The following is a 23,524-nucleotide window of genomic DNA, read 5'->3' as shown; positions in this document are numbered from 1 at the left end:
TCTCCGGTGAGAGAGGGAACAGGATTGTGCAGCGTCAGGCTTCGATCTGCGCCCGAATCTTCAGCGCGATGCTTTCGGCCTGTGGGCCCAGAATCACCTGTGCGTTCTGCGTACCCATTTTCAGAATGCCTTTCGCCCCCAGTGATTTCAGCGCCTGTTCTTCCATCACGCTGTTATCTGTGAGCGTTAAGCGCAGGCGAGTTATACAGGCATCGACAATCTTCAGGTTATCTTTGCCACCCAATGCTGAGATGTATTGGGCAATGGCCTCGTTTTGATCGTCAGAATCACCCGTTACCGTGTCGTCGTCTTCGCGACCCGGCGTTTTCAGCTTGAAAAAGCGAATCGCGAACGTGAATACCACAAAGTAGATCGCAAAGAACAGAGCAATCAGAGGGATCAGGAGCCACGGCTTCGTGGCAAGACCCCAGTTCAGGACGAAGTCGATAAGCCCGGCGGAAAAACCAAAGCCATGCAGCACGCCGAGGCTGTTGGCGATCACCATACTCACACCAGCAAGTACCGCATGCAGGGCATACAGGGCTGGAGCGAGGAACAGGAAGGAGAACTCAATTGGCTCGGTAATGCCCGTCAGGAAGGCGGTCAGGGCGACAGAGAGCAGCATCCCGCCGACGGCTGAGCGACGTGCTTTTGGCGCGGCGAAATACATCGCCAGTGCCGCACCCGGAAGACCGCCCATAAAGATCGGATATGCCCAGGCCATGTAGACCCCCGCATGCGGGTCACCGGCGAAGAAGCGGTTAAGATCGCCCCGGGTTAAGTCGGTGGCAATCTGCGTGATGCTGGATCCGTCAATACCTGGCACGGCGCTGCCAACGACCAGACCTTTCACCACGTCCGGCGCGAGACAGATGTTATGTACCGCGCTGGCAGCATCGTAAGTCACTTTCAGACAGTCACCGAGGCTGAACCAGAAGACGGAATGCAGTATGTAGTGCAGGCCGAAAGGAATTAACGCGCGGTTAAGGACACCGTAAATAAACCAGCCGGGCTCACCGCTACGGGACACCAGCAAACTGAAGGTATCAATGCCGTGCTGCACGGAAGGCCAGACGTAGCCGCAAATCCATGCGATGAACAGACAAATTAACCCGGTCATGATGGGCACCAGACGTTTACCAGCAAAGAACGCAAGGAAATCCGGCAGTTTAGTATTGGAGAAGCGGTTATAGCAGTGACCGGCCACCACACCCGCAATAATCCCGGCAAAGAAGGACATGTTAATGGAGGCGTTAATCACCGCTGTGGCTTTGGTGAGGACCAGAAAGCCGACAGCACCCGCGAGAGCTGCAGCACCTGCATTGTCTTTTGCCAGACCAATGGCGATACCCAGAGCAAACAACAGCGGCAGGCTGTCGAAGATCCCGCCACCGGCACTGGCAATAAACGGAATATTAAATACGTCAGGCTGGCCGAGGCGTAATAATATGGCTGCAACCGGTAAGGTGGCGATAGGCAACATCAGGGCTTTACCCAGACGTTGAAGATAACTAAATGCATTCATGAGAGAGGATTCCAAAAAGACTTAATTCACATCGGAAAATAACAGCTTTTATTTTAATGTGGAAGCAGGGGAGATAAAAATGTGATGCGATATAAATTAATTTCTATTATATTCCTCAGATGAGTCATTCCTGAAATAAACAATGATGCATTCTATTATTTGTTCCGGTTTTTGCTGGTGGCGCTTCACACATTTGCTGAAGGAGAAGCGCCGCCAGACCTTCAGTTATCACGTTTGCTTACCGGAATCATCAGCTCCCGCAGGCGCTCGATACGAGCTTCAGGACTCAACCATAGCCAGCGAAATAAAATGTGCTCTGCTTTTCTGACCTGCTTAAAATAGTGAGCGAGATAGTTAAGCTCTTCGGTGAAATGTGCCATGAAATACCCCTTTCGCGTTAATGTGTGATCAGGATAGATTGTTATTAGGGAATAAAACAGGGCAATGTTTTTCAGGTGTTCCGGTTTTAAGTATTGATGGGAATAATAAATAAAGGATTGATAGCGATGATTTATCTTATTTGTATTTACTTTATGAATAAATTGCGTAAAAAAAAAAGCGTTTAGACTTTTGAACTTCGCCAACCTGCACCGGCTGGCGAAGTGTCCTGGGCTCAAAGATTAGATAATTCCAGCCTGATAGAAATCCTGCAGGTTGATGGCGCCGCACAGCTTGCCGCTGTCATCCACCACCGGCGCGGCGGTGATTTTACGTTTCATCAGAACCTCTTTGGCCTCAATGGCGCGGCTGTCGGCGTTCAACGTCAGCCCGCCCTGGGTCATCGCTTCAGAAACCGGCGATTCCAGCTTGCCGCCGCCGACCAGCCAGCGACGCAGATCGCCGTCGGTAAATACACCTTTAACAAAGCTGTCGCTGTCACACACGGCGACCAATCCCAGCCCGGTACGGCTCAGTTCCAGCATCGCGTCCATCACGCTGGTATCGAGTTTGACCTGTGGGATGGCATCGTCGATGCGCATCAGGTGATGAACCTTGTTGAGCAGGCGTGCGCCGAGCGCACCCGCCGGATGCGAACGGGCGAAATCTTCTTCGTTAAAGCCGCGCGCCTGCATCACCGCCATCGCCAGCGCGTCGCCCATCATCAGCGTATTAACGGTGCTGGATGTGGGGGCGAGGTGCATCGGACAGGCTTCACGCTCAACGGAAATATCCAGCGTGGCCTTGGCTGCCAGCGCCAGCGGCGAACGGGATTTGCCGGTCATCGCCAGCAGAGCGACCGTTTTTTCCTGCAGGCGCGGAATGATGAGATCCAGCTCTTTGGCCGAACCGGAGTAGGAAATAAACAGCATCACATCGCGGCTTTCGATCATCCCCAGATCGCCGTGCAGTGCTTCTGCCGGATGAACGAAGAAGGCCGGAGTACCGGTGCTGGCAAGCGTCGCCGCAATTTTCTTACCGATGTGACCCGACTTACCTATTCCGGAGACAATCACCTTACCTTCGCACTGAATAATGGTGTTGGCCGCGCGAACAAAATCCTCGCCCAACCGTTCGGGAAGGCGGCTGGCTTCCTGTAGCTCCAGCATCAGGGTCTGGCGGCCAGCGTTTAACAGAAAATCACTCATCTTTCTCTCCGGTTACGATCACGTCGATGCCTTTCTCTTCCAGCGCTTTTTTGAACGCCGGGTCGATACCTGCGTCGGTAATCAGTTTGTCGACGCTTTCCAGGCTGCAAACGATATTGGGGCTTTTACGGCCAAACTTCGATGAATCTGCCATCAGAATCACTTCCCGCGCGGCATTGCACATGGCTTTGCTGACGCTGAACACCTCGTTGAAGGTGGTCACGCCCGCGTTCAGGTCGATGCCGTCTGTGCCCATAAAGAGTTTATCAAAGCTGAAGTGGTCGAAGGCGTTCTCTGCCAGCTGGCCGTGGAATGACGCCGATTTCTTACGGAAGGTGCCACCCGGCATCAGAATGGTTTGCTCGCTATCGAATTCAGAGAGGGCGTTGACGATATGCAGGCTGTTGGTCATCACCGTGATGTTGTTAAAGCGACTGAGCAGCGGGATCATTTGCAACACGGTACTGCCTGCGTCAAGAATGATGGAATCGCCATCGTGAATAAATTTCACCGCCGCTTCGGCAATCAGCGCCTTCTGGTGGGTGTTGATCAGCGTTTTGTGATCGATAGGCGGGTCGGCTTCATCCTTATTGAGCACCACACCGCCGTAAGTCCGAATGACGGCGCCAGAGTTTTCGAGCAATACCAGGTCTTTGCGTATTGTTGTGCCGGTGGTGTCAAAGTAGTGGGCCAGATCGTCTACCGAGCATTTCCCCTGCTTCTGCAGATGCTCAAGAATGGCCGCCTGCCGCTGACGTGGTTTCATAGGCGCTTCGTTCCTTAGGTTGCGAAATGATAATTTCGCAAGTCTATAGCTTTCACAACGAAATTATCCATGTTTCAGATTAAGCGCTAATGATAGTGCATTCTGACAGAGTGGATCATGGGGAAAGATCACATCAGGCTGCAATTCCTGCAACGACAGTCCGTTAATCGCCTGGATTTTCGCCGGGCGGGCGAAAACGGTCATGCCGCGCATGATGAGGGAATCGCAGACCTTGTCATCTTCGTCCAGCGCAACGGCAACCACCACGCGTGGTTTGAAACGTCCACCAGAACGCCCGACGCCCACGCGGCCTTTCTGACACAGCGCATCAAATGCGCGGTTAAACTGATGGATCTGCCAGCCGCCAAAAGCCATCTGGCAGAGCCAGGCGAGGGCGGCGACGGTGATGAGTGCTGTGACCATATCGGCTCCTTGTTGTGTTCCCTCTCCCACCGGGAGAGGGTTAGGGTGAGGGCATCAGCCTGCTCGATCAGAACATGACCTGCCCGCCGGTGACGTTAATTGACTGCCCGGTGCAGTACGAAGCTTTTGGACTGGCGTAAAACAGCAGCATATTCAGCACGTCCTGATAGTCGCATCCGCGCTTGAGCGGCACTTTATCAATGTAATATTGTTCCACTTCTTCAGCTTTGATACCGAGCTTGGTGGCATACTGCGGCAGCAGGGACTGGAACATCGGCGATTTCAGCAGGTTGCCCAGCATCAGCGAGTGAACGGTAATGCCATATTCGGCCAGATCCAGCGCCAGAGACTGCGTTAGCCCGACGCCGCCAAACTTCGCCGCGCTATAACCGGAGTTGTGCTTGCTGCCCACTTTGCCGGATTTCGAGTTAATCTGAATAATGCGCCCCTGAATGCCGTCGCGGATCATCAGGCGGGAAAACTCGCGGGCGCAGAGGAAATAACCCACCAGGTTCACCTGCAGCGAGCGGTCAAAATCCCCCAGTTCGAAATCGCTGATAAAGGCCGCTTTTGCAATTCCCGCGCTGTAAACCAGCAGGTCGGTACGGCCAAAAATCTCGTCCACACCGCGGGCAAGCGCCATTACGCTCTGCTCGCTGGTGGCATCGGCGCCAAACCCGTATGCCATCCCTTCGCCAAACTCGGTGTTGATGGTATCCGCCACGCGGGCAGCTTTTTCACTCTGAATATCCACTACCGCCACGCGGTAACCCTCTGCGGCAAGCCCACGGCAGAGGAACTCACCTAACGTTTGTCCCCCACCAATGACAACGGCAACCTGACTCATGTGATTCTCCTTAATTACGCAACAAATTTTAATGTACAGCCTGGGGTAACAGCCTGCGGAACCGGGCCATCGACGTGAACCGTGCCGGGGTATTCCGCCTGCGGCTGGCCGTCAAAACGCAGGGTGATATGGCCCAGCTCGCGCAGGTTTTGTTCGGCTACCTCACCGACGGCGGTCACGGCATAACGCGTTTCACCCAGCTCCAGCTGGCTGCCGGGCTTGAGTTCACCGTTCAGAACGCCATGGCAGTGGATAAAGCAAAACTCTTCGATATCCGCCGGGGCACCTTCGCGGAAGGTGATCAGCATCTGGTCGCTCAGTGCCTCCGCCGCGCTCTGGCCGATGCGGGTAATGGTGGTTTGGTAAATCACGGTCATAACAAGAACCTCTTATTGATAAATAAAGCCAGAGACAAACCAGGCAATCAGCACCGTCGGCGCGCCCGTCAGGAAGCGGCTTACCAGCACGGACGGCACGCCCACGCGCACGGTGTCCTGGCGCGCTTCGGCTAGCGACAACCCAACGGGAATGAAGTCGCATGCCGCCTGGGCGTTAATGGCAAACAGGGCGGGCAGAGCAAGGTGCGGGGGAATATTACCCAGACCAATTTGCACACCAATCAGCACGCCGATGACCTGAGCAATCACCGCCCCAGGGCCGAGAAACGGCGACAGCAGCGGGAAGGAGCAGATCAGCGCCAGTGTGACCAGCCCAAGCGGATGGCTGGCGAGCGGGGCGAGTCCGTGGGCAATCCAGTCACCCAGACCGGAGGCCATGATGATGCCGATCAGCGCCGAGACGAATGCCATAAATGGCAGAATGGTTTTCAGCACGGTATCAATAGTGTCGCGCCCGGACTGGAACAGCACCGCCACGGCGGACCCCATGCCCATGCCGACTTTTGCCAACAGACCATCGCTCTGTTCGGTGATTTTTTTGCTGGTGTCGTAATCACGCGGTGTGGCTTTTTGTGGGGCAGGGGAGCCATTCACCAGAGTGATGTTGTCCTCTTTCACGCCCGACACATAAATGTCTTCCAGGATGTATTGCGCCAGCGGGCCTGACTTGCCGGTGGAGTGAATATTCACCGTCGGAATGCGACGCTTAGGATAGATGCCGCAGCGCAGCGTGCCGCCGCAGTCGATCACCGCCACGCCGATTTCCGCTTCCGGTGGCTCGCCCTCTTTAAAGCCGTCAACCGCTTCCCAGCCGGTCAGCTCGCGTAGTTTGTCAACGATCGCCGGGCGTGTGCCTGCGGTGATGTAGACGATCTTTTTGCCTTCTGTTGCGTCGAACTCCAGCGGGCCGCCCCAGCCGCCCGTGCCTTTCTCAATGCGGATCCGGTTCATGCTGTGGCTCCTGAAAGATGGACTTTCTGTTCAAGCTGGATGCCCATTTTTTTCTCGAAAATGGCGGTGGTGAGGTCTGTCACCCAGCCGCGGAAGAAGTTGGTGACGAGGCCAACCAGCAGATAGCTCACTGCCAGTGGTCCGAGTGGCAGACCAAGGGTGGTAAGGCCGCTGGCGATCCCGAGATAGACAAACAGCTCGCCGGGGTTGATGTGCGGGAACAGACCGTTCATCGAATGGCAGCTGTAGGAGGCCGCTGCGTAGTAACTTGGTTTGTACTTTTCTGGCATAAAACGCCCGAGGCTTAAGGTCATCGGGTTGCAGAAAACGAAGGTACCGATACAGGGTAATACCAGGTAGCGGGACAGTGGGTTACCCGCGCAACGCTGAGCGAAGCGTTCAATGCGCTGCTGGCCGATAAAGTTGATCAGCGCGTTCATGATCACCAGCAGGCTGATCAGCAGGGGCAGGATCCCGGTCACCATGCCGGTGAACACTTCTCCGCCTTTCTGAAACAGCCCGATGAACCACTCGGCGCCGTGGGTGATGGTTTCTATCATTCTTCTCTCCTGTGGGGCTTTTTTGTTTTTGTCTGACCGGGCTAATAATAATCACTTTGAAAGGTTTTAAAGTGTTAGTTAGATCTCACAATGAAAGAAAAATGTATTATTTTGAAAGTTTATTGATGAGGTCAATGATTTTCGGTGGAAAAAAGCGAGGATTTGCGTGGGGGAGGTGCGTACTGCTTCCTTGAGGTGTTGCGGATGCTTTACCATACTGAGCTCTTATCGAACCCGTTAAATGGATGTCTCATGTTCAAGCGTCGTTATGCAGCGTTGTTACCTGCGCTTATTCTGCTGTCTGCCTGTAGTAGCAAACCTAAGACCGAAACCGTTCAGCAAACGGCAGGCGCGCCTTCCGGAGGATTCCTGCTGGAGCCGCAGCACAATATGATGCAGATGGGTGGCGACTTCGCGAATAACCCGGCGGCCGAGCAGTTCATTGATAAAATGGTGAGCAAACACGGCTTTGACAGGCAACAACTGCACGAAATTTTATCTCAGGCGAAGCGTCTTGATTACGTGTTGCGCCTGATGGACAGACAGGCACCGACGGCCCAGGCGCCGAGCGGGCCAAATGGCGCATGGTTGCGCTATCGCAAACAGTTTATTACCCCGGACAACGTGCAGAATGGCGTCGTGTTCTGGAATCAGTATGAGGATGCGCTGAACCGTGCGTGGCAGGTCTACGGCGTGCCGCCGGAAATTATCGTCGGGATTATCGGCGTGGAAACCCGCTGGGGCCGCGTGATGGGCAAAACTCGCATCCTGGATGCGCTGGCGACACTGTCCTTTAACTACCCGCGCCGTGCCGAATATTTCTCTTCCGAGCTGGAAACCTTCCTGCTGATGGCGCGTAATGAGCAAGATGATCCGCTCGATCTGAAAGGTTCGTTTGCCGGTGCGATGGGTTATGGCCAGTTTATGCCGTCCTCCTATAAACAATACGCCGTCGACTTTAACGGTGATGGTCACATCAACCTGTGGGATCCGGTGGATGCCATTGGCAGCGTGGCGAACTACTTCAAAGCGCACGGCTGGGTGCCGGGCGGCCAGGTGGCGGTGCAGGCTAACGGCCAGGCGCCGGGGCTGGAAAACGGTTTTAAAACCAATTACAGCATTTCGCAGCTGGCAGCAGCAGGCTTAACGCCAACGCAGCCGCTGGGCAATGCGCAACAGGCAAGCCTGCTGCGTCTGGATATCGGTACCGGTTACCAGTACTGGTACGGTCTGCCGAACTTCTACACCATCACCCGCTATAACCACAGCACCCACTATGCGATGGCCGTGTGGCAGCTGGGGCTGGCGGTATCGCAGGCGCGTGTGCCAGCCGCGTCGCCGTTTAGTCAGTAACTCGCTTGATTCAGCCCTCTCCCTGGTGGAGAGGGCTGAAGATGGTCCCCTATTTTTCGCTGAAACATTTCGCCACACTCCCTTTTCAAACACACCATTTACAACGTCAATACCTTTCATTATTGTTATGTTATAACATTATTGCGAGTGTCGAGATGTCAATTTCCCTTTTTTCGCTCTCTGCGCCAGTTCGCCTTCTGCTGGCGCTGGCCATTATTGTGTTTATCAGCCTGGCGGTGAGCTGGGCGGTAGCGCTGCCATGATCGTAATGAATGAACTGACCGCAGGTTATGAACGTCAGCCCGTCACGCGGCCGTTATCCGGCGTCATTGAACGCGGGAGTATGACCGCAATCGTGGGCGCCAACGGCTGCGGGAAATCGACGCTCCTGAAAACGCTCGCAGGGTTTATCGCTCCCGTGGGCGGGAGTATGCGCTGGCAGGAAAAGCGCCCGGTGATTGGCTGGCTGGCACAACGCCACGCGCTGGAAGCGCAATTTCCGTTGACCGTGCAGGACGTCGTCAGTATGGGGTGCTGGCCGGGCATTTCGCTTTTATCCGGCTTTCGTCGTGAAACACGCTTGCGGATTGCCGGCGCGATTGAGCGTGTAGGGCTGGAATCCATGGCGCTATCCACCATCGATGAGCTCTCCGGCGGCCAGTTTCAGCGCATGCTCTTTGCCCGTGTCCTGGTGCAGCAGGCGCCGCTGGTAATGCTTGATGAGCCCTTTACCGGCGTCGATGAAGCCACCTGCAACGTGCTGATGGATTTGATGCTGGAGATGTATATGCAGGGACAAACCTTGTTAGCGGTACTCCACGACAGTGAACGCGTCTCGCGCCATTTCCCGCAGACATTACGGCTGGATGCTGACGTTCCCCAATGGAAAACCGAGCGGGTGAGGGTGGCATGATTTGGCAGCTCTTTTTCCAGCCGTTTATCGAGTACGGCTTTATGCGTCGCGCACTGGTGGTTTGCCTGGCGCTGTCGGTCAGCACCACGGCGCTCGGGGTTTTTCTTCAGCTACGCAGGATGAGCCTGATGGGGGATGCCCTTTCTCATGCCATTTTGCCGGGTGTCGCAGTGGGATATTTGCTCAGCGGCATGTCATTGCTGGCGATGAGTATCGGCGGTTTTATCGCTGGTATTGCCGTTGCGCTGGTGGCCGGGTTGGTCAGTCGACGCACGCCGCTAAAAGAAGATGCCAGTTTTGCCGGGTTCTATTTGGGATCGCTGGCATTAGGCGTCACGCTGGTGTCGCTGCGTGGGTCGAATGTCGATCTGCTGCATTTGCTGTTTGGTTCTATTCTCGCCGTGGACAACGATGCCGCACTGTTTGTGGCTGGGGTTTGTATTTTCACGTTAATCGTACTGGCTGTCTTTTATCGCGGGCTGGTGACAGAGGCGTTTGATACGGCGTGGCTGCAGGTGAATGCCCGTTGGTTACCCGGTCTGTTGCATGGCCTGTTTCTGGCGCTGCTGGTGCTTAACCTGGTGGCGGGCTTTCAGGTGCTTGGCACGCTGATGGCCGTCGGGTTGATGATGTTACCCGCCGTGGCCGCGCGATGCTGGGTACGCACCCTACCTGGATTACTTCTGATGGCAGGGATGAGCGGTATTTTCTGTGCATGGTTCGGGTTAAGCCTTTCCTGGGCTGTGAGCCTGCCTGCGGGGCCGTCTATTGTGCTCACCGCCAGCGCACTTTTCTTTATTTCTATTTTATTTGGCACGCGAAGCCAGCTCGCTGGCAGCCTGCGTGCGTTTTTTTAACGCAAGGGGAAACGATGAAACGTACAGGATTAGCAGTGGCGCTCGCGCTGGGGATGATGTCGCACGGTGTGATGGCAAAAACGCTGAATGTGGTCACCAGCTTTTCGATACTGGGGGACATTACCCAGGAGGTGGGCGGTGACCATGTGAAGGTGACGACGCTGGTGGGGCCGGACGGCGATCCGCATACCTTCGAGCCGTCGCCGAAAGACAGCGCGGCGCTGAGCAAGGCCGATGTGGTGGTGGTGAACGGCCTGGGGCTGGAGGGCTGGCTTGATCGTCTGGTGAAAGCCTCCGGATTTAAAGGCCAACTGGTCGTCGCTTCAACCGGGGTGAAAACCCACACGCTTGAGGAAGATGGAAAGACCGTGACCGATCCTCACGCGTGGAACAGTGCGGCGAACGGGGCGCTGTATGCGCAAAATATTTTGAACGGGCTGGTAAAAGCCGATCCAGAAGACAAAGCAGCACTGGAGGCCTCAGGGAAGCCGTATATCGCGCAACTGACTCAACTGGATAACTGGGCCAAAACCCGCTTTAGCCAGATCCCACAGGCGAAGCGTAACGTACTGACCAGTCATGACGCTTTCGGTTATTTCAGCAGGGCCTATGGCGTCACGTTTATGGCGCCACAGGGGCTGTCGTCAGAGAGCGAAGCCAGTGCGGCGCAGGTTGCTGAGATTATTAATCAGATTAAAGCGGACGGCGTGAAAACCTGGTTTATGGAAAACCAGCTCGACCCGCGTCTGGTTAAACAGATTGCGTCAGCCACGGGCGCTCAGCCGGGTGGTGAACTTTATCCGGAAGCCCTGTCGGCAAAAGGCGGAGTGGCAGACACCTACGTGAAGGCGTTTCGTCACAATGTGAATACCCTCGCCGACAGCATGAAATAACATTCTCTAATGGCCGGTGCGCCCGCATCGGCTTTTTTCTGAAGCCCCCTCGTAAAACCTGAAGCGCATCCCCATATCTGACGAGAAAGTGCTATCTTGTGCTGCACGTTTTTCTGATGCCTGGAGCGAGAATGACTGACCATGAATTGATGCAGCTTAGCGAGATAGTTGGGCTGGCGCTTAAGCAACGTGGTGCGACAATCACCACTGCAGAGTCCTGTACTGGCGGCTGGGTGGCGAAAGTGATTACTGATATCGCCGGTAGTTCCGCCTGGTTTGAACGTGGCTTTGTGACCTACAGTAACGAGGCTAAAGCGCAAATGATTGGCGTGCGTGAATCCACGCTGGAACAGCATGGCGCGGTCAGCGAACCGGTGGTGATTGAGATGGCAATTGGTGCGCTCAAAGAGGCGCGTGCGGATTACGCCATTTCAATCAGCGGTATCGCAGGCCCGGATGGCGGCAGCGACGTGAAGCCTGTTGGCACAGTCTGGTTTGGTTTTGCCACGTCCAAAGGTGAAGGGATCACCCGCCGGGAGTGTTTTAGCGGCGATCGCGAAAGCGTGCGCCGTCAGGCAACGGAATATGCGTTAAAAACGCTCTGGCAACAATTTCTACAAAATACTTGATACTGTATGACCATACAGTATAATTGCACCAACAGAACAGAAATCCACGGTGAAGCAGAGTTGCTTCTCCCGGCATGACAGGAGTAATAATGGCTATCGACGAAAACAAACAGAAAGCGTTGGCGGCAGCACTGGGCCAGATCGAAAAGCAATTCGGTAAAGGCTCCATCATGCGCCTGGGTGAAGACCGTTCCATGGATGTGGAAACCATCTCCACCGGTTCGCTTTCTCTGGATATCGCACTGGGCGCTGGCGGTCTGCCGATGGGCCGTATCGTAGAAATCTACGGACCAGAGTCCTCAGGTAAAACGACGCTGACGCTGCAGGTTATCGCTGCGGCACAGCGTGAAGGTAAAACCTGTGCATTTATCGATGCCGAGCACGCGCTGGACCCTGTTTATGCTCGCAAACTGGGTGTTGATATCGACAACCTGCTCTGTTCTCAGCCGGACACCGGTGAACAGGCGCTGGAAATTTGTGACGCACTGGCGCGTTCTGGTGCTGTTGACGTTATCGTGGTCGACTCCGTTGCCGCACTGACGCCAAAAGCCGAAATCGAAGGCGAAATCGGTGACTCTCACATGGGCCTCGCGGCACGTATGATGAGCCAGGCAATGCGTAAGCTGGCCGGTAACCTGAAACAGTCCAATACGCTGCTGATCTTCATTAACCAGATCCGTATGAAAATTGGTGTAATGTTCGGTAACCCGGAAACCACCACCGGTGGTAACGCGCTGAAATTCTACGCGTCTGTCCGTCTTGATATCCGCCGTATCGGTGCGGTAAAAGAGGGTGAGAACGTCGTCGGAAGCGAAACCCGCGTGAAGGTTGTGAAGAACAAAATTGCCGCGCCGTTTAAACAGGCTGAATTCCAGATCCTCTACGGTGAAGGGATTAACTTCTTCGGTGAGCTGGTTGACCTGGGCGTGAAAGAGAAGCTGATTGAAAAAGCGGGCGCCTGGTATAGCTATAACGGTGACAAAATTGGTCAGGGTAAAGCAAATGCGATCTCCTGGCTGAAAGAGAACCCGGCTGCGGCGAAAGAAATTGAGAAGAAAGTGCGTGAGCTTCTGCTGAACAACCAGGACTCCACACCCGACTTCGCAGTTGATAGCGTGGATGCTGAAGAAACTAACGAAGATTTTTAATGCTTCGTATAAAGACGAAGGGCTGCTGATGCGGCCCTTTTTGCATTTCTGAACCAGCAGGTTTTTTATGAGTGAACCTACCCCACGTCGACCCGCGTACGCGCGCTTACTGGACCGGGCAGTACGTATCCTTGCTGTTCGTGATCACAGTGAGCAAGAGTTGCGGCGAAAATTGTCGGCTCCCGTAATGAGCAAAAATGGCCCGGAAGAGATTGATGCCACGGCGGAAGATTACGAACGCGTGATTGCCTGGTGCTACGAGCATCACTATCTGGATGATGAGCGCTTCGCTTCCCGGTTTGTCGCCAGCCGTGGTCGGAAAGGATACGGCCCCGCGCGCATACGTCAGGAGCTGAACCAGAAAGGAGTCGCCCGCGAGTCCATTGAAAAAGCCATGCGAGAATGCGATACCGACTGGTGCGAGCTGGCAAAAGAACAGGCGATTCGGAAATACGGTGAACCCCTGCCGCGTGATTTTTCAGAAAAAGTGAAAATCCAACGCTTTTTGCTCTACCGTGGCTTCCTGATGGAAGATATTCAGGATATCTGGCGTAATTTTGCCGATTGAACGCATGCGGGATTTTACTTCCCACTAAAGAAAACTTATCTTATTCCCACTTTTTCCAGTAGCTGGTCTGTCCAACTGTTTACAGGTACAGGCTTGCTACGACATTTCGTTAGCTTGATTTCAGGATAATTATGAGCAAGAGCACCGCTGAGATCCGTCAGGCGTTTCTCGATTTTTTCCATAGTAAGGGACACCAGGTTGTTGCCAGCAGCTCCCTGGTACCAAATAACGACCCGACTTTACTGTTTACCAACGCCGGGATGAACCAGTTCAAGGATGTGTTCCTTGGTCTCGACAAGCGTAATTATTCCCGTGCCACAACGTCACAGCGTTGCGTACGTGCGGGCGGTAAACACAACGACCTGGAAAACGTCGGTTACACCGCACGTCACCATACGTTCTTCGAAATGCTGGGCAACTTCAGCTTCGGCGACTACTTCAAACACGATGCCATTCAATATGCGTGGGAACTGCTGACCGGTGAAAACTGGTTCAACCTGCCGAAAGAGCGTCTGTGGGTTACCGTCTATGAAACCGATGACGAAGCCTACGAAATCTGGGAAAAAGAAGTCGGTATCCCGCGCGAACGTATTATTCGCATCGGTGATAACAAAGGCGCGCCTTACGCGTCTGACAACTTCTGGCAGATGGGTGACACCGGTCCTTGCGGTCCGTGCACCGAGATCTTCTACGATCATGGCGACCACATCTGGGGTGGCCCTCCAGGCAGTCCGGAAGAAGATGGCGATCGCTACATTGAGATCTGGAACATCGTCTTTATGCAGTTCAACCGTCAGGCTGACGGTACAATGGAGCCGCTGCCGAAGCCTTCCGTTGATACCGGTATGGGTCTGGAGCGTATTGCTGCGGTTCTGCAGCACGTTAACTCCAACTACGAGATTGACCTGTTCAGCACCCTGATCAAAGCCGTTGCGGAAGTGACCGGCGCGACCGACCTGAACAACAAATCCCTGCGCGTTATCGCGGACCATATTCGTTCCTGTGCGTTCCTGATTGCCGACGGCGTTATCCCATCGAATGAAAACCGTGGCTACGTGCTGCGTCGTATCATTCGTCGTGCTATCCGTCACGGCAACATGCTGGGCGCGAAGGACACCTTCTTCTATAAGCTCGTTGGGCCACTGATTGGCGTGATGGGTGCTGCCGGTGATGAGCTGAAACGCCAGCAGGCGCAGGTAGAGCAGGTTCTGAAAACCGAAGAAGAGCAGTTTGCCCGTACGCTGGAGCGCGGTCTGGCGCTGCTGGACGAAGAACTGGCAAACCTTAAGGGTGACACGCTGGATGGCGAAACCGCTTTCCGCCTGTACGACACCTACGGTTTCCCGGTTGATCTGACGGCGGACGTTTGTCGCGAGCGCAACATCAAAGTTGACGAAGCGGGCTTCGAAGCCGCGATGGAAGAGCAGCGTCGTCGTGCGCGTGAGTCCAGCGGTTTCGGTGCAGACTACAACGCGATGATCCGCGTTGACAGCGCGTCTGAATTCAAAGGTTATGAAGCGCTGGAACTGACCGGCAAAGTGACCGCCCTGTTTGTTGACGGTAAAGCCGTAGACAGCATCAGCGCAGGTCAGGATGCGGTTGTCATTCTGGACAAAACACCATTCTATGCGGAATCTGGTGGTCAGGTTGGCGATAAAGGCGAACTGAAAGGCAATGGTTTCAGCTTCAGCGTAAGCGACACCCAGAAATACGGTCAGGCGATTGGTCATCAGGGCAAACTGGTTTCCGGTTCTCTGAAAGTGGGTGAGGGCGTACAGGCTAATGTGGATGAAGCTCGCCGCGCGCGCATTCGTCTGAACCACTCTGCAACTCACCTGATGCATGCTGCCCTGCGCGACGTACTCGGTACCCACGTTGCACAGAAAGGTTCTCTGGTTAACGACAAAGTGCTGCGTTTCGACTTCTCGCATTTTGAAGCGATGAAACCGTCTGAAATCCGCGCGGTGGAAGATCTGGTGAACGCGCAGATCCGTCGTAACCTGCCAATCGAGACCCACATCATGGATCTTGAGGACGCGAAGAAAAAAGGTGCGATGGCGCTGTTTGGTGAGAAATATGACGAGCGTGTTCGTGTGCTGAGCATGGGCGACTTCTCGACTGAACTGTGCGGTGGTACTCACGCATCGCGCACTGGTGACATCGGCCTGTTCCGCATTGTTTCCGAGTCGGGTACGGCGGCAGGCGTGCGTCGTATCGAAGCGGTGACCGGTGAAGGTGCGATTGCCAGCCTGCATGCGCAGAGCGATCAGCTGCACGACATCGCACAGCTGCTTAAAGGCGATAGCCAGAACCTGGGCGAGAAAGTGCGCGTTGCGCTGGATCGCACGCGTCAGCTGGAAAAAGAGCTGCAGCAGCTAAAAGAGCAGGCTGCGGCGCAGGAGAGTGCAAACCTCTCCAGCAAAGCTGTAGACATTAAGGGCGTCAAACTGCTGGTCAGCGATCTGGCGGGCGTTGAGCCTAAGATGCTGCGTACTATGGTCGACGATCTCAAGAACCAGCTTGGTTCTACCGTTATCGTGCTGGCGACAGTGGCAGAAGGTAAGGTTTCTCTGATTGCGGGGGTCTCTAAGGATGTGACTGACCGCGTAAAAGCAGGGGAACTGATTGGTATGGTTGCCCAGCAGGTGGGCGGCAAGGGTGGTGGTCGTCCAGACATGGCGCAAGCCGGTGGTACGGATGCGGCGGCACTTCCGCAAGCTTTGGCCAGCGTTGAAAGCTGGGTAAGCGCGAAACTGTAATAATTACAAAGCACAAGCAGACGCCATAGCGGTAACGTTATGGCGACTTGTTCACTGTGCTATCGATAACGATAAAGTCAGGTTGAGTTTGTGTATATCGGCTAAACTTACGTTTAACAGAATGTGATGCCGTGACTGCTTACACTTTACGTGTTTGTCATCGCTTACTTTTTGGCGTTATATGATGGATAATGCCGGGATACAAGAGACCCGACTCTTTTAATCTTTCAAGGAGCAAAGAATGCTGATTCTGACTCGTCGAGTTGGTGAGACCCTCATGATTGGGGATGAGGTCACCGTGACAGTTTTAGGGGTAAAGGGTAACCAGGTACGTATTGGTGTTAACGCTCCTAAAGAAGTATCTGTCCACCGTGAAGAGATCTACCAGCGTATCCAGGCTGAAAAATCCCAGCAGTCCAGTTACTGATATTGTCGCGTCTCGCTGTCGGGCGAGACGCAACCCTCCTGTCATTTTTCCTGCCCAAAGTTACCGTTTAATTTCAATTGCTCTCTTTTTAACCACTCCGTTACTCTTAACTCGTTCTGACACCGCCATTTCTGCATAGGTTTTCTGTGAAGATGCCTGCAAAATCCGCTTATAAAACACCCTCTTTGCGGCTTTTACATGCGAATTGCGTGTGATTTGTGCAAACGATAAAAGCTTTTGGAAAATTGTTTGACTTATAAGTCCCAGAAAGTAATATATGCGCCACGCAGCGACGAGAAGCTCTTAACGAGTTACTCGAAGCACTCGAAAGAGGCGTTGTGTGGTGAGGTGGCCGAGAGGCTGAAGGCGCTCCCCTGCTAAGGGAGTATGCGGTCAAAAGCTGCATCCGGGGTTCGAATCCCCGCCTCACCGCCATTTTGCATCCGTAGCTCAGCTGGATAGAGTACTCGGCTACGAACCGAGCGGTCGGAGGTTCGAATCCTCCCGGATGCACCATCTATTACTTCATATTGCTTTCGAAGTGATATGAATATCGAGTAGTACAATAGTAAATCCCGATGCATCCGTAGCTCAGCTGGATAGAGTACTCGGCTACGAACCGAGCGGTCGGAGGTTCGAATCCTCCCGGATGCACCATTTACTATTTCTGAAAGCAGTACCCTGATGCATCCGTAGCTCAGCTGGATAGAGTACTCGGCTACGAACCGAGCGGTCGGAGGTTCGAATCCTCCCGGATGCACCATTTTACTGTTTCTGAAAGCATTTCCCGATGCATCCGTAGCTCAGCTGGATAGAGTACTCGGCTACGAACCGAGCGGTCGGAGGTTCGAATCCTCCCGGATGCACCATATTCTCCGAGATAATAGCTACGCTGTTGTTTCAAGGTTTGCGAGTTAATCGCGAGCACCAGGGAGGATAACGTTGCTTCAGCAACGGCCCGCAGGGCGAGGCGCAGCCGAGTAATCCTCCCGGATGCACCATCTTCTCCTTCTTTGTTTATTCCTTCGACGTTCCGTCAGCAATCACACTCTCAGTCAGCGACAAAAATAACCTTTTACGATAAAGTAATGCTTTGTTAATCGTTTAGCGAGAGCACGATGTACGCACAGTATGACGGTCTGATCTTCGATATGGATGGCACCCTCCTTGATACCGAGCCTACGCATCGTCAAGCGTGGACTGATGTCCTGGGCCGCTACGGTATGCGTTTCGACCTTCAGGCGATGATTGCCCTTAACGGATCCCCAACCTGGCGTATTGCACAGGCCGTGATTGAAATGAATCAGGCCGATCTCGACCCGCACCTGCTCGCCCGTGAAAAAACCGATGCAGTAAAAGCCATGCTTTTAGATACCGTACGCCCGCTGCCGCTGCTTGATGTCGTGAAAGCGTGGCACGGACGTCGCCCGATGTCGGTGGGGACGGGCAGCGAAAGCGCGATTGCAGAGGCTTTGCTCAATCATCTTGGCCTGCGCCATTATTTTTCTGCCGTGGTTGCCGCCGATCATGTTAAAAATCACAAGCCCGCACCAGATACCTTCCTGTTCTGCGCAGAATTAATGGGTGTACCGGCGGCAAAATGCGTCGTGTTTGAAGATGCTGATTTCGGTATTCAGGCCGCACGTGATGCTGGCATGGCCGTGGTGGATGTGCGCTTACTGTGAGTGACGCGCTGTCGCTTGCTTCATTATTCGCCAGCAGTTTTTTAAGCGCCACGCTCTTACCGGGCAATTCGGAAGTGGTGCTGGTGGCGATGCTGTTGTCCGGCGTGAGTCAGCCCTGGTTGCTTGTGTTAATAGCAACAATGGGTAATAGCCTTGGAGGGCTGACTAACGTTATTCTTGGGCGTTTCTTTCCGCTGCGCGAAAAATCGCGATGGCAGGAAAAGGCAGTCGGCTGGCTAAAACGCTATGGCGCTGCCACGCTGTTATTAAGCTGGATGCCTGTAATAGGTGATTTACTGTGTCTGCTGGCGGGATGGATGCGCATCTCCTGGGGACCGGTGCTCTTTTTTTTGTGCCTTGGCAAGGCGTTGCGATATGTTCTCGTGGCATGGGCAACTCTGCAGGGTATGACGTGGTGGCACTAATTGGTGGAATGAATACGCGACCTTCAATCGTCAACCATTACAATTATGCTGAGTAACATTACTTTGACAGGCGGGAGGTCAATTTGATCCCGGACGTATCTCAGGCGCTGGCCTGGCTGGAAAACCACCCTCAGGCATTGAAGGGTATTCAGCGTGGTCTTGAGCGTGAAACGCTACGCGTAAACGCGGACGGCAGTTTAGCGACGACGGGTCACCCGAAGGCGTTAGGCTCGGCGCTGACACATAAATGGATCACAACCGATTTCGCTGAAGCGCTGCTGGAGTTCATCACTCCGGTAGAGGGTGATATTGATCATATGCTGACGATCTTGCGCGACATTCATCGCTATACCGCGCGCAACCTGGGCGATGAGCGTATGTGGCCGCTCAGCATGCCGTGCTATATCGAGCAGGGACAGGAGATCGAGCTGGCTCAATATGGCACATCTAATATTGGGCGGCTCAAGACGCTCTATCGTGAGGGGCTGAAAAACCGCTATGGCGCGTTAATGCAGACCATCTCTGGCGTGCATTACAACTTCTCTTTGCCCATGGCGTTCTGGCAGGCGAAATGTGATGAAACGGATAAGGATGCGATCTCTGCGGGCTACTTCCGCCTGATCCGCAACTATTATCGTTTCGGCTGGGTGATTCCGTACCTGTTTGGTGCGTCGCCTGCCATTTGCTCATCGTTCCTGCAGGGGAAACCGACTACGCTGCCGTTCGAGAAAACCGAGTGCGGGATGTACTATCTGCCGTACGCGACTTCCTTGCGCCTGAGCGATCTTGGTTATACCAATAAATCGCAAAGCAATCTCGGTATTACGTTTAACGAATTGCACGAATATGTGGCAGGATTGAAGCGGGCGATCAAAACCCCGTCGGAAGAGTACGAGAAAATCGGCCTCGAGAAAGACGGCAAGCGTCTGCAAATCAACAGCAATGTGCTGCAGATTGAGAATGAACTGTACGCGCCAATTCGTCCTAAGCGCGTGACGCGCAGCGGTGAAACACCGTCGGACGCGCTGCAGCGCGGCGGGATCGAATACATTGAAGTGCGCTCGCTGGATATCAACCCGTTCTCACCGATTGGTGTTGATGAGCAGCAGATTCGCTTCCTGGATCTGTTTATGGTCTGGTGCGTTCTGGCGGATGCGCCTGAAATGAGTTCAGACGAGCTGCTTTGTACCCGTACAAACTGGAACCGCGTAATTCTGGAAGGCCGTAAACCGGGTCTGACGCTGGGCATTGGCTGCGAAACAGCACAGTTCCCGCTGACGAAAGTCGGTAAAGATCTGTTCCGTGATCTTAAACGTGTTGCCCGGACGATGGACAGCATCGACGGTGGCGACGCATATCAACAGATCTGCGACCAGCTGGTGGAATGTTTTGATAATCCGGAACTGACGTTCTCAGCACGCATTCTGCGTTCAATGATTGATCAAGGTATTGGTGGCACGGGGCGTTCACTCGGAGCAGAATACCGTGAGATGCTGATGCAGGAGCCGTTAGAAGTGCTGAGCGAAGCGGATTTTGTAGCAGAACGCGATGCATCTATTGTGCGTCAGAAAGAGGTTGAAGCGGCGGATACCGAGTCGTTTGAGGCGTTTCTGGCGAAGCAGGCTTAAGCAGAAAAGAAAAAGGCCACATCGCTGTGGCCAAAATATACATCTCTGAATTCAGGGATGATGATAACAAATGCGCGTCTTTCATATACTCAGACGCGCATTCTGTAGAAGAGTTCAGTTTATTTTAAAAAAAATCACTATCGGAGGTGACGTATGCCGTTATTAGATAGCTTTACTGTCGACCATACCCGTATGGAAGCACCTGCAGTTCGCGTGGCGAAGACCATGCACACCCCGCACGGCGACACGATCACCGTCTTCGATCTGCGTTTCTGCGTGCCAAATAAAGAAGTGATGCCAGAGAAAGGTATTCACACTCTGGAGCATCTGTTCGCTGGTTTTATGCGTGACCACCTGAACGGCAACGGCGTTGAGATCATTGATATCTCTCCGATGGGCTGCCGTACTGGTTTTTACATGAGCCTGATTGGTCAGCCGGAAGAGAAACGCGTCGCAGATGCCTGGAAAGCAGCCATGGAAGACGTGCTGAAGGTGAAAGAGCAGAACCAAATCCCTGAGCTGAACGTTTACCAGTGTGGTACTTACCAGATGCACTCCCTGGAAGAAGCACAGGAAATTGCGCGTCACATTATTGAGCGTGATGTTCGCGTGAACAGCAATGAAGAGCTGGCTCTGCCGAAAGAAAAACTGCAGGAACTGCACATCTAGTGCGCCTTTTCCCTCTCCCGTTGGGAGAGGGGAGAGCGAGGGTTGTTTAACCCCATGACCACAACCTCAACGTTCACCTTTACCCATCGTCCCCTCGTTCCTTTTGCCCATGATTATGTTCATGGCGACAGCGAACCCTGGCATGAGCATGACTGCGCGCAACTGCTGCATGCTCTGAGCGGGGTGGTGCGGGTTGATACCGCATCCGGTTGTTGGGTGGTTCCTCCTGGCCGCGGCGTCTGGCTGCCAGCGGGGACGCGCCATTCGCTTCGTATCACCGGCAACGTTGCGGCGCGCACGCTGTTTATCGATCCGCTGGCGCGTGCCGATCTCCCAGCAGCGTGCCAGATCGTGCAGATCTCCCCACTGTTACGTGAACTGATCCTCGCTTCTCTCGCACTGCCTGAATCTTACTCGCCGGGGAGTCGAGATGAGCGCGTGTATGAACTTATTCTGGATGAAATTCGCATCATGCCTGTGCTGCCATTTCATCTGCCTGAGCCGGAGAGCGCCCCGTTACGCCACCTGTGCCAGCAGATCCGTCAGTCACCAGGAGATCGCTGGAACAGCCTTCAGGCCGCGAGTTCGCTTGGAATGAGTGAGCGCACGATGAACCGGCATTTTCAGCAGCAGACAGGATTACGCTACTTTGAGTGGCTGAGAAGGGCTCGCTTGCTGGAGGCGTTAGTGCGGCTGGCACAGGGTCAGCCGGTGCTACGCGTGGCACTGGAACTGGGTTACGGCAGTCACAGTGCCTTTACGGCGATGTTTCGTCGGGTGATGGGTGTCTCTCCCAGCGATTACTTTAAAAACGGCTGACGGCGTTAAAGAGCGCCTGAAGCGACGCACGCGCCACGTCGCTGTCAATGCCCACGCCCCAGCGGCTGGTGCCGTCCTGGAACAGGCAGCGGATATAGGCCACCGATCGGCTGTCGCTGCGTTCGCCTAAGGTATGCTCGTGATAATCCTTAATTACAAACGGGGCGTTGACCCAGCGGCTTAAGCCCTGAGCGGCGGCGGAGAGCAGACCGTTACCCTGGCCCTCCAGCTGGCGTGTTCCCCCCTGCGTGGCGATGCTTGCCGTTAAGCGCAACTGCCCGTCCTGCTGGCTGTCGCTGCGGTACGATTGCAAGGCAAATTGTGGCGTTGCCACCAGGCCGTAACGGGTACGGAACAGTAGCCACAGTGCATTTTGCGTCATCTCTTTTCCGTGGCGATCCGTTTCCTGCTGTACGTGCTGGCTGAAATCCTGCTGCAGCGCGCGGGGTAATTTCAGGCCGTGGTTCTGTTCAATAAGCCACGCGCTGCCGCTTTTCCCGGACTGGCTGTTCACGCGGATCACCGCTTCGTAGGTGCAGCCGATATCCTGCGGGTCCACTGGCAGGTAAGGTATCTCCCAGCGTTCGCCAGGCTTGCGGGCATCAAAGCCTTTTTTGATCGCGTCCTGATGTGAGCCGGAGAAGGCGGTATAGGCCAGCCGTCCTGCCCATGGATGGCGCGGATGCACGGGAAGCTGGTTGCAGGTTTCGACCACTTCCACCACCCGATTCATCTCGCTAAAGTCGAGATTCGGGTTAACGCCCTGACTGTAGAGATTCATCGCCAGCGTCACCAGACAGACGTTCCCCGTACGTTCCCCATTGCCAAACAGACACCCTTCCACGCGGTCGGCACCTGCCATCACGGCCAGTTCAGCGCTGGCGACACCCGTACCGCGATCGTTATGCGGATGGACGCTGATGCAGACATCGTTACGGCGGCTGAAGTGGCGACAGAAATACTCAATCTGATCGGCATAGACGTTCGGCGTGCTGACTTCGACAGTCGCGGGTAAGTTGACCACCATTGGTCGCTCATTGCAGGGCTGCCAGATCTCTGCCACGGCTTCACAAATCTCCAGCGCAAACTCCGGCTCGGTAAAGCAGAAGGTTTCCGGGGAGTATTCGTACTGCCAGCGGGTTTCCGGGTTCTCTTCACAGAGCTTGCGGATAAGCCGCGCGGAGCGTGTTGCCAGCTCCACGATTTGCGCTTTCTCCATGCCAAAAACCAGGCGGCGGAACAGCGGGGCGGTGGCGTTATACAGATGGACGGTGGCCCGTTTCGCGCCGCGTAACGATTCAAAGGTGCGGACGATCAGGTCTTCCCGCGCCTGGGTTAACACCTGAATGGTGACGTCATCCGGGATGCGGTTCTCTTCAATTAACTGGCGAACAAAGTTGAAATCCGTCTGTGAGGCGGAAGGAAAGGCGACTTCAATCTCTTTAAATCCGCAGTTCAGCAGCAATTCCCAGAACTGCAGCTTGCGCGTGCTGTCCATGGGCTCGGCCAGGGCCTGGTTGCCGTCACGTAAATCGGTGGAGAGCCAGCGCGGCGCGCGGGTGATGCGTTGCTCCGGCCAGCGGCGGTCGGGCAGTGAAAGGGGGGGGTAAGGCTGGTATTTGTCGGCGGGTGTGTTCAGCATGATGCGCTCCTGTTGTCTTTTCACTATCGTGAATGGATTTCAGGAGCGCTGCT

At 54.5% G+C, this 23,524-nt stretch carries 24 protein-coding genes and 5 tRNA genes; 19 read left to right on the top strand and 10 right to left on the bottom strand.

Annotated features, from left to right (window positions below):
* Window positions 1–34: 34 nt before the first annotated feature.
* From nagE to srlA, 9 genes are all read right to left on the bottom strand, one after another.
* Window positions 35–1,525, bottom strand: a complete 1,491-nt coding sequence (gene nagE, locus AAHF05_RS17685; protein ID WP_129324909.1) for an N-acetylglucosamine-specific PTS transporter subunit IIBC — start codon at window positions 1,523–1,525, stop codon at window positions 35–37.
* 221 nt (window positions 1,526–1,746) lie between these two features.
* Window positions 1,747–1,905, bottom strand: a complete 159-nt coding sequence (locus tag AAHF05_RS17680; RefSeq protein WP_164881322.1) for a hypothetical protein — start codon at window positions 1,903–1,905, stop codon at window positions 1,747–1,749.
* A 240-nt stretch (window positions 1,906–2,145) separates the two neighbouring features.
* Window positions 2,146–3,111 (bottom strand): arabinose-5-phosphate isomerase GutQ, encoded by a 966-nt coding sequence (gene gutQ / locus AAHF05_RS17675; RefSeq protein ID WP_129324910.1) that lies wholly within the window; start codon window positions 3,109–3,111, stop codon window positions 2,146–2,148.
* Window positions 3,104–3,877 carry a DNA-binding transcriptional repressor gene (locus tag AAHF05_RS17670; protein ID WP_028016820.1) on the bottom strand — a complete coding sequence of 258 codons (774 nt, stop codon included), beginning with the start codon at window positions 3,875–3,877 and terminating at the stop codon, window positions 3,104–3,106. The genes gutQ and AAHF05_RS17670 overlap by 8 nt, the downstream gene beginning before the upstream one ends.
* A 63-nt stretch (window positions 3,878–3,940) precedes the next feature.
* Window positions 3,941–4,300: a transcriptional regulator GutM gene (gene gutM, locus AAHF05_RS17665; RefSeq protein WP_129324911.1), complete on the bottom strand. Its 360-nt coding sequence runs from the start codon at window positions 4,298–4,300 to the stop codon at window positions 3,941–3,943.
* Between the two features lie 67 nt (window positions 4,301–4,367).
* Window positions 4,368–5,147 carry a sorbitol-6-phosphate dehydrogenase gene (srlD, locus tag AAHF05_RS17660; RefSeq protein WP_023294411.1) on the bottom strand — a complete coding sequence of 260 codons (780 nt, stop codon included), beginning with the start codon at window positions 5,145–5,147 and terminating at the stop codon, window positions 4,368–4,370.
* Between the two features lie 14 nt (window positions 5,148–5,161).
* A complete protein-coding gene (srlB, locus tag AAHF05_RS17655) occupies window positions 5,162–5,524 on the bottom strand; it encodes a PTS glucitol/sorbitol transporter subunit IIA (RefSeq protein ID WP_049006091.1) in 363 nt (120 codons plus the stop codon).
* Window positions 5,525–5,536: 12 nt separating this feature from the next.
* Window positions 5,537–6,496, bottom strand: a complete 960-nt coding sequence (locus tag AAHF05_RS17650) for a PTS glucitol/sorbitol transporter subunit IIB (protein WP_028016817.1) — start codon at window positions 6,494–6,496, stop codon at window positions 5,537–5,539.
* Window positions 6,493–7,056: a PTS glucitol/sorbitol transporter subunit IIC gene (gene srlA / locus AAHF05_RS17645; protein WP_028016816.1), complete on the bottom strand. Its 564-nt coding sequence runs from the start codon at window positions 7,054–7,056 to the stop codon at window positions 6,493–6,495. The genes AAHF05_RS17650 and srlA overlap by 4 nt, the downstream gene beginning before the upstream one ends.
* 252 nt (window positions 7,057–7,308) lie before the next feature.
* Between srlA and mltB the strand changes: the two genes are divergently transcribed.
* The 19 genes from mltB to AAHF05_RS17550 all read left to right on the top strand — a co-directional run bounded on the left by mltB (window position 7,309) and on the right by AAHF05_RS17550 (window position 21,829).
* Window positions 7,309–8,409, top strand: coding sequence for a lytic murein transglycosylase B (mltB, locus tag AAHF05_RS17640; protein ID WP_176691090.1), 1,101 nt, complete (start codon window positions 7,309–7,311; stop codon window positions 8,407–8,409).
* 259 nt (window positions 8,410–8,668) lie between these two features.
* The gene (locus tag AAHF05_RS17635) at window positions 8,669–9,322 is read left to right on the top strand and encodes a metal ABC transporter ATP-binding protein (RefSeq protein ID WP_028016814.1); all 654 of its coding nucleotides are present in this window, start codon (window positions 8,669–8,671) and stop codon (window positions 9,320–9,322) included.
* On the top strand, window positions 9,319–10,179 hold the full coding sequence (locus tag AAHF05_RS17630) for a metal ABC transporter permease (RefSeq protein ID WP_028016813.1): 861 nt from the start codon (window positions 9,319–9,321) through the stop codon (window positions 10,177–10,179). The genes AAHF05_RS17635 and AAHF05_RS17630 overlap by 4 nt, the downstream gene beginning before the upstream one ends.
* Before the next feature lie 14 nt (window positions 10,180–10,193).
* On the top strand, window positions 10,194–11,072 hold the full coding sequence (locus AAHF05_RS17625) for a metal ABC transporter substrate-binding protein (RefSeq protein WP_028016812.1): 879 nt from the start codon (window positions 10,194–10,196) through the stop codon (window positions 11,070–11,072).
* 131 nt (window positions 11,073–11,203) lie between these two features.
* Window positions 11,204–11,701: a nicotinamide-nucleotide amidase gene (gene pncC, locus AAHF05_RS17620; protein WP_049006085.1), complete on the top strand. Its 498-nt coding sequence runs from the start codon at window positions 11,204–11,206 to the stop codon at window positions 11,699–11,701.
* 89 nt (window positions 11,702–11,790) lie between these two features.
* Window positions 11,791–12,849, top strand: coding sequence for a recombinase RecA (gene recA, locus AAHF05_RS17615; protein WP_028016810.1), 1,059 nt, complete (start codon window positions 11,791–11,793; stop codon window positions 12,847–12,849).
* A gap of 67 nt (window positions 12,850–12,916) precedes the next feature.
* Window positions 12,917–13,417 (top strand): recombination regulator RecX, encoded by a 501-nt coding sequence (gene recX / locus AAHF05_RS17610; protein ID WP_129324912.1) that lies wholly within the window; start codon window positions 12,917–12,919, stop codon window positions 13,415–13,417.
* A 131-nt stretch (window positions 13,418–13,548) separates the two neighbouring features.
* Window positions 13,549–16,176 carry an alanine--tRNA ligase gene (alaS, locus tag AAHF05_RS17605; protein WP_028016808.1) on the top strand — a complete coding sequence of 876 codons (2,628 nt, stop codon included), beginning with the start codon at window positions 13,549–13,551 and terminating at the stop codon, window positions 16,174–16,176.
* Window positions 16,177–16,417: 241 nt separating this feature from the next.
* Window positions 16,418–16,603, top strand: a complete 186-nt coding sequence (csrA, locus tag AAHF05_RS17600; protein ID WP_000906486.1) for a carbon storage regulator CsrA — start codon at window positions 16,418–16,420, stop codon at window positions 16,601–16,603.
* A 342-nt stretch (window positions 16,604–16,945) separates the two neighbouring features.
* Window positions 16,946–17,038, top strand: a tRNA-Ser gene (locus tag AAHF05_RS17595).
* A 4-nt stretch (window positions 17,039–17,042) separates the two neighbouring features.
* Window positions 17,043–17,119 (top strand) — tRNA-Arg (locus AAHF05_RS17590).
* 64 nt (window positions 17,120–17,183) lie between these two features.
* A tRNA-Arg gene (locus AAHF05_RS17585) sits at window positions 17,184–17,260 on the top strand.
* A 29-nt stretch (window positions 17,261–17,289) separates the two neighbouring features.
* A tRNA-Arg gene (locus AAHF05_RS17580) sits at window positions 17,290–17,366 on the top strand.
* Window positions 17,367–17,395: 29 nt separating this feature from the next.
* Window positions 17,396–17,472 (top strand) — tRNA-Arg (locus AAHF05_RS17575).
* Between the two features lie 249 nt (window positions 17,473–17,721).
* Window positions 17,722–18,288: a fructose-1-phosphate/6-phosphogluconate phosphatase gene (gene yqaB / locus AAHF05_RS17570; protein ID WP_129324913.1), complete on the top strand. Its 567-nt coding sequence runs from the start codon at window positions 17,722–17,724 to the stop codon at window positions 18,286–18,288.
* The gene (locus AAHF05_RS17565) at window positions 18,285–18,713 is read left to right on the top strand and encodes a YqaA family protein (protein ID WP_008499541.1); all 429 of its coding nucleotides are present in this window, start codon (window positions 18,285–18,287) and stop codon (window positions 18,711–18,713) included. Before yqaB ends, AAHF05_RS17565 begins: the two co-directional genes overlap by 4 nt.
* A gap of 83 nt (window positions 18,714–18,796) precedes the next feature.
* On the top strand, window positions 18,797–20,341 hold the full coding sequence (gene gshA, locus AAHF05_RS17560) for a glutamate--cysteine ligase (RefSeq protein WP_028016806.1): 1,545 nt from the start codon (window positions 18,797–18,799) through the stop codon (window positions 20,339–20,341).
* Window positions 20,342–20,494: 153 nt separating this feature from the next.
* Complete coding sequence (luxS, locus tag AAHF05_RS17555) at window positions 20,495–21,010, top strand: S-ribosylhomocysteine lyase (RefSeq protein ID WP_008499539.1); 516 nt, start codon at window positions 20,495–20,497, stop codon at window positions 21,008–21,010.
* Window positions 21,011–21,064: 54 nt separating this feature from the next.
* Window positions 21,065–21,829, top strand: coding sequence for a helix-turn-helix domain-containing protein (locus AAHF05_RS17550; protein ID WP_129324914.1), 765 nt, complete (start codon window positions 21,065–21,067; stop codon window positions 21,827–21,829).
* On the opposite strand, the gene leuA is transcribed toward AAHF05_RS17550, so the two are convergent.
* Entirely contained in the window at window positions 21,816–23,471 is a 1,656-nt protein-coding gene (gene leuA, locus AAHF05_RS17545) for a 2-isopropylmalate synthase (RefSeq protein ID WP_129324915.1), read from the bottom strand. The genes AAHF05_RS17550 and leuA overlap by 14 nt on opposite strands.
* Between the last annotated feature and the right edge of the window lie 53 nt (window positions 23,472–23,524).

It is taken from the genome of Enterobacter adelaidei (assembly GCF_041937165.1).
GTDB lineage: Bacteria > Pseudomonadota > Gammaproteobacteria > Enterobacterales > Enterobacteriaceae > Enterobacter > Enterobacter adelaidei.
This window is presented reverse-complemented; position numbering and strand designations above follow the sequence as displayed.

Coding starts and splice junctions, on each gene's coding strand:
- nagE (WP_129324909.1), bottom strand. CDS start 1,525: ATGAATGCATTTAGTTATCTTCAACGTCTGGGTAAAGCCCTGATGTTG.
- AAHF05_RS17680 (WP_164881322.1), bottom strand. CDS start 1,905: ATGGCACATTTCACCGAAGAGCTTAACTATCTCGCTCACTATTTTAAG.
- gutQ (WP_129324910.1), bottom strand. CDS start 3,111: ATGAGTGATTTTCTGTTAAACGCTGGCCGCCAGACCCTGATGCTGGAG.
- AAHF05_RS17670 (WP_028016820.1), bottom strand. CDS start 3,877: ATGAAACCACGTCAGCGGCAGGCGGCCATTCTTGAGCATCTGCAGAAG.
- gutM (WP_129324911.1), bottom strand. CDS start 4,300: ATGGTCACAGCACTCATCACCGTCGCCGCCCTCGCCTGGCTCTGCCAG.
- srlD (WP_023294411.1), bottom strand. CDS start 5,147: ATGAGTCAGGTTGCCGTTGTCATTGGTGGGGGACAAACGTTAGGTGAG.
- srlB (WP_049006091.1), bottom strand. CDS start 5,524: ATGACCGTGATTTACCAAACCACCATTACCCGCATCGGCCAGAGCGCG.
- AAHF05_RS17650 (WP_028016817.1), bottom strand. CDS start 6,496: ATGAACCGGATCCGCATTGAGAAAGGCACGGGCGGCTGGGGCGGCCCG.
- srlA (WP_028016816.1), bottom strand. CDS start 7,056: ATGATAGAAACCATCACCCACGGCGCCGAGTGGTTCATCGGGCTGTTT.
- mltB (WP_176691090.1), top strand. CDS start 7,309: ATGTTCAAGCGTCGTTATGCAGCGTTGTTACCTGCGCTTATTCTGCTG.
- AAHF05_RS17635 (WP_028016814.1), top strand. CDS start 8,669: ATGATCGTAATGAATGAACTGACCGCAGGTTATGAACGTCAGCCCGTC.
- AAHF05_RS17630 (WP_028016813.1), top strand. CDS start 9,319: ATGATTTGGCAGCTCTTTTTCCAGCCGTTTATCGAGTACGGCTTTATG.
- AAHF05_RS17625 (WP_028016812.1), top strand. CDS start 10,194: ATGAAACGTACAGGATTAGCAGTGGCGCTCGCGCTGGGGATGATGTCG.
- pncC (WP_049006085.1), top strand. CDS start 11,204: ATGACTGACCATGAATTGATGCAGCTTAGCGAGATAGTTGGGCTGGCG.
- recA (WP_028016810.1), top strand. CDS start 11,791: ATGGCTATCGACGAAAACAAACAGAAAGCGTTGGCGGCAGCACTGGGC.
- recX (WP_129324912.1), top strand. CDS start 12,917: ATGAGTGAACCTACCCCACGTCGACCCGCGTACGCGCGCTTACTGGAC.
- alaS (WP_028016808.1), top strand. CDS start 13,549: ATGAGCAAGAGCACCGCTGAGATCCGTCAGGCGTTTCTCGATTTTTTC.
- csrA (WP_000906486.1), top strand. CDS start 16,418: ATGCTGATTCTGACTCGTCGAGTTGGTGAGACCCTCATGATTGGGGAT.
- yqaB (WP_129324913.1), top strand. CDS start 17,722: ATGTACGCACAGTATGACGGTCTGATCTTCGATATGGATGGCACCCTC.
- luxS (WP_008499539.1), top strand. CDS start 20,495: ATGCCGTTATTAGATAGCTTTACTGTCGACCATACCCGTATGGAAGCA.
- AAHF05_RS17550 (WP_129324914.1), top strand. CDS start 21,065: ATGACCACAACCTCAACGTTCACCTTTACCCATCGTCCCCTCGTTCCT.
- leuA (WP_129324915.1), bottom strand. CDS start 23,471: ATGCTGAACACACCCGCCGACAAATACCAGCCTTACCCCCCCCTTTCA.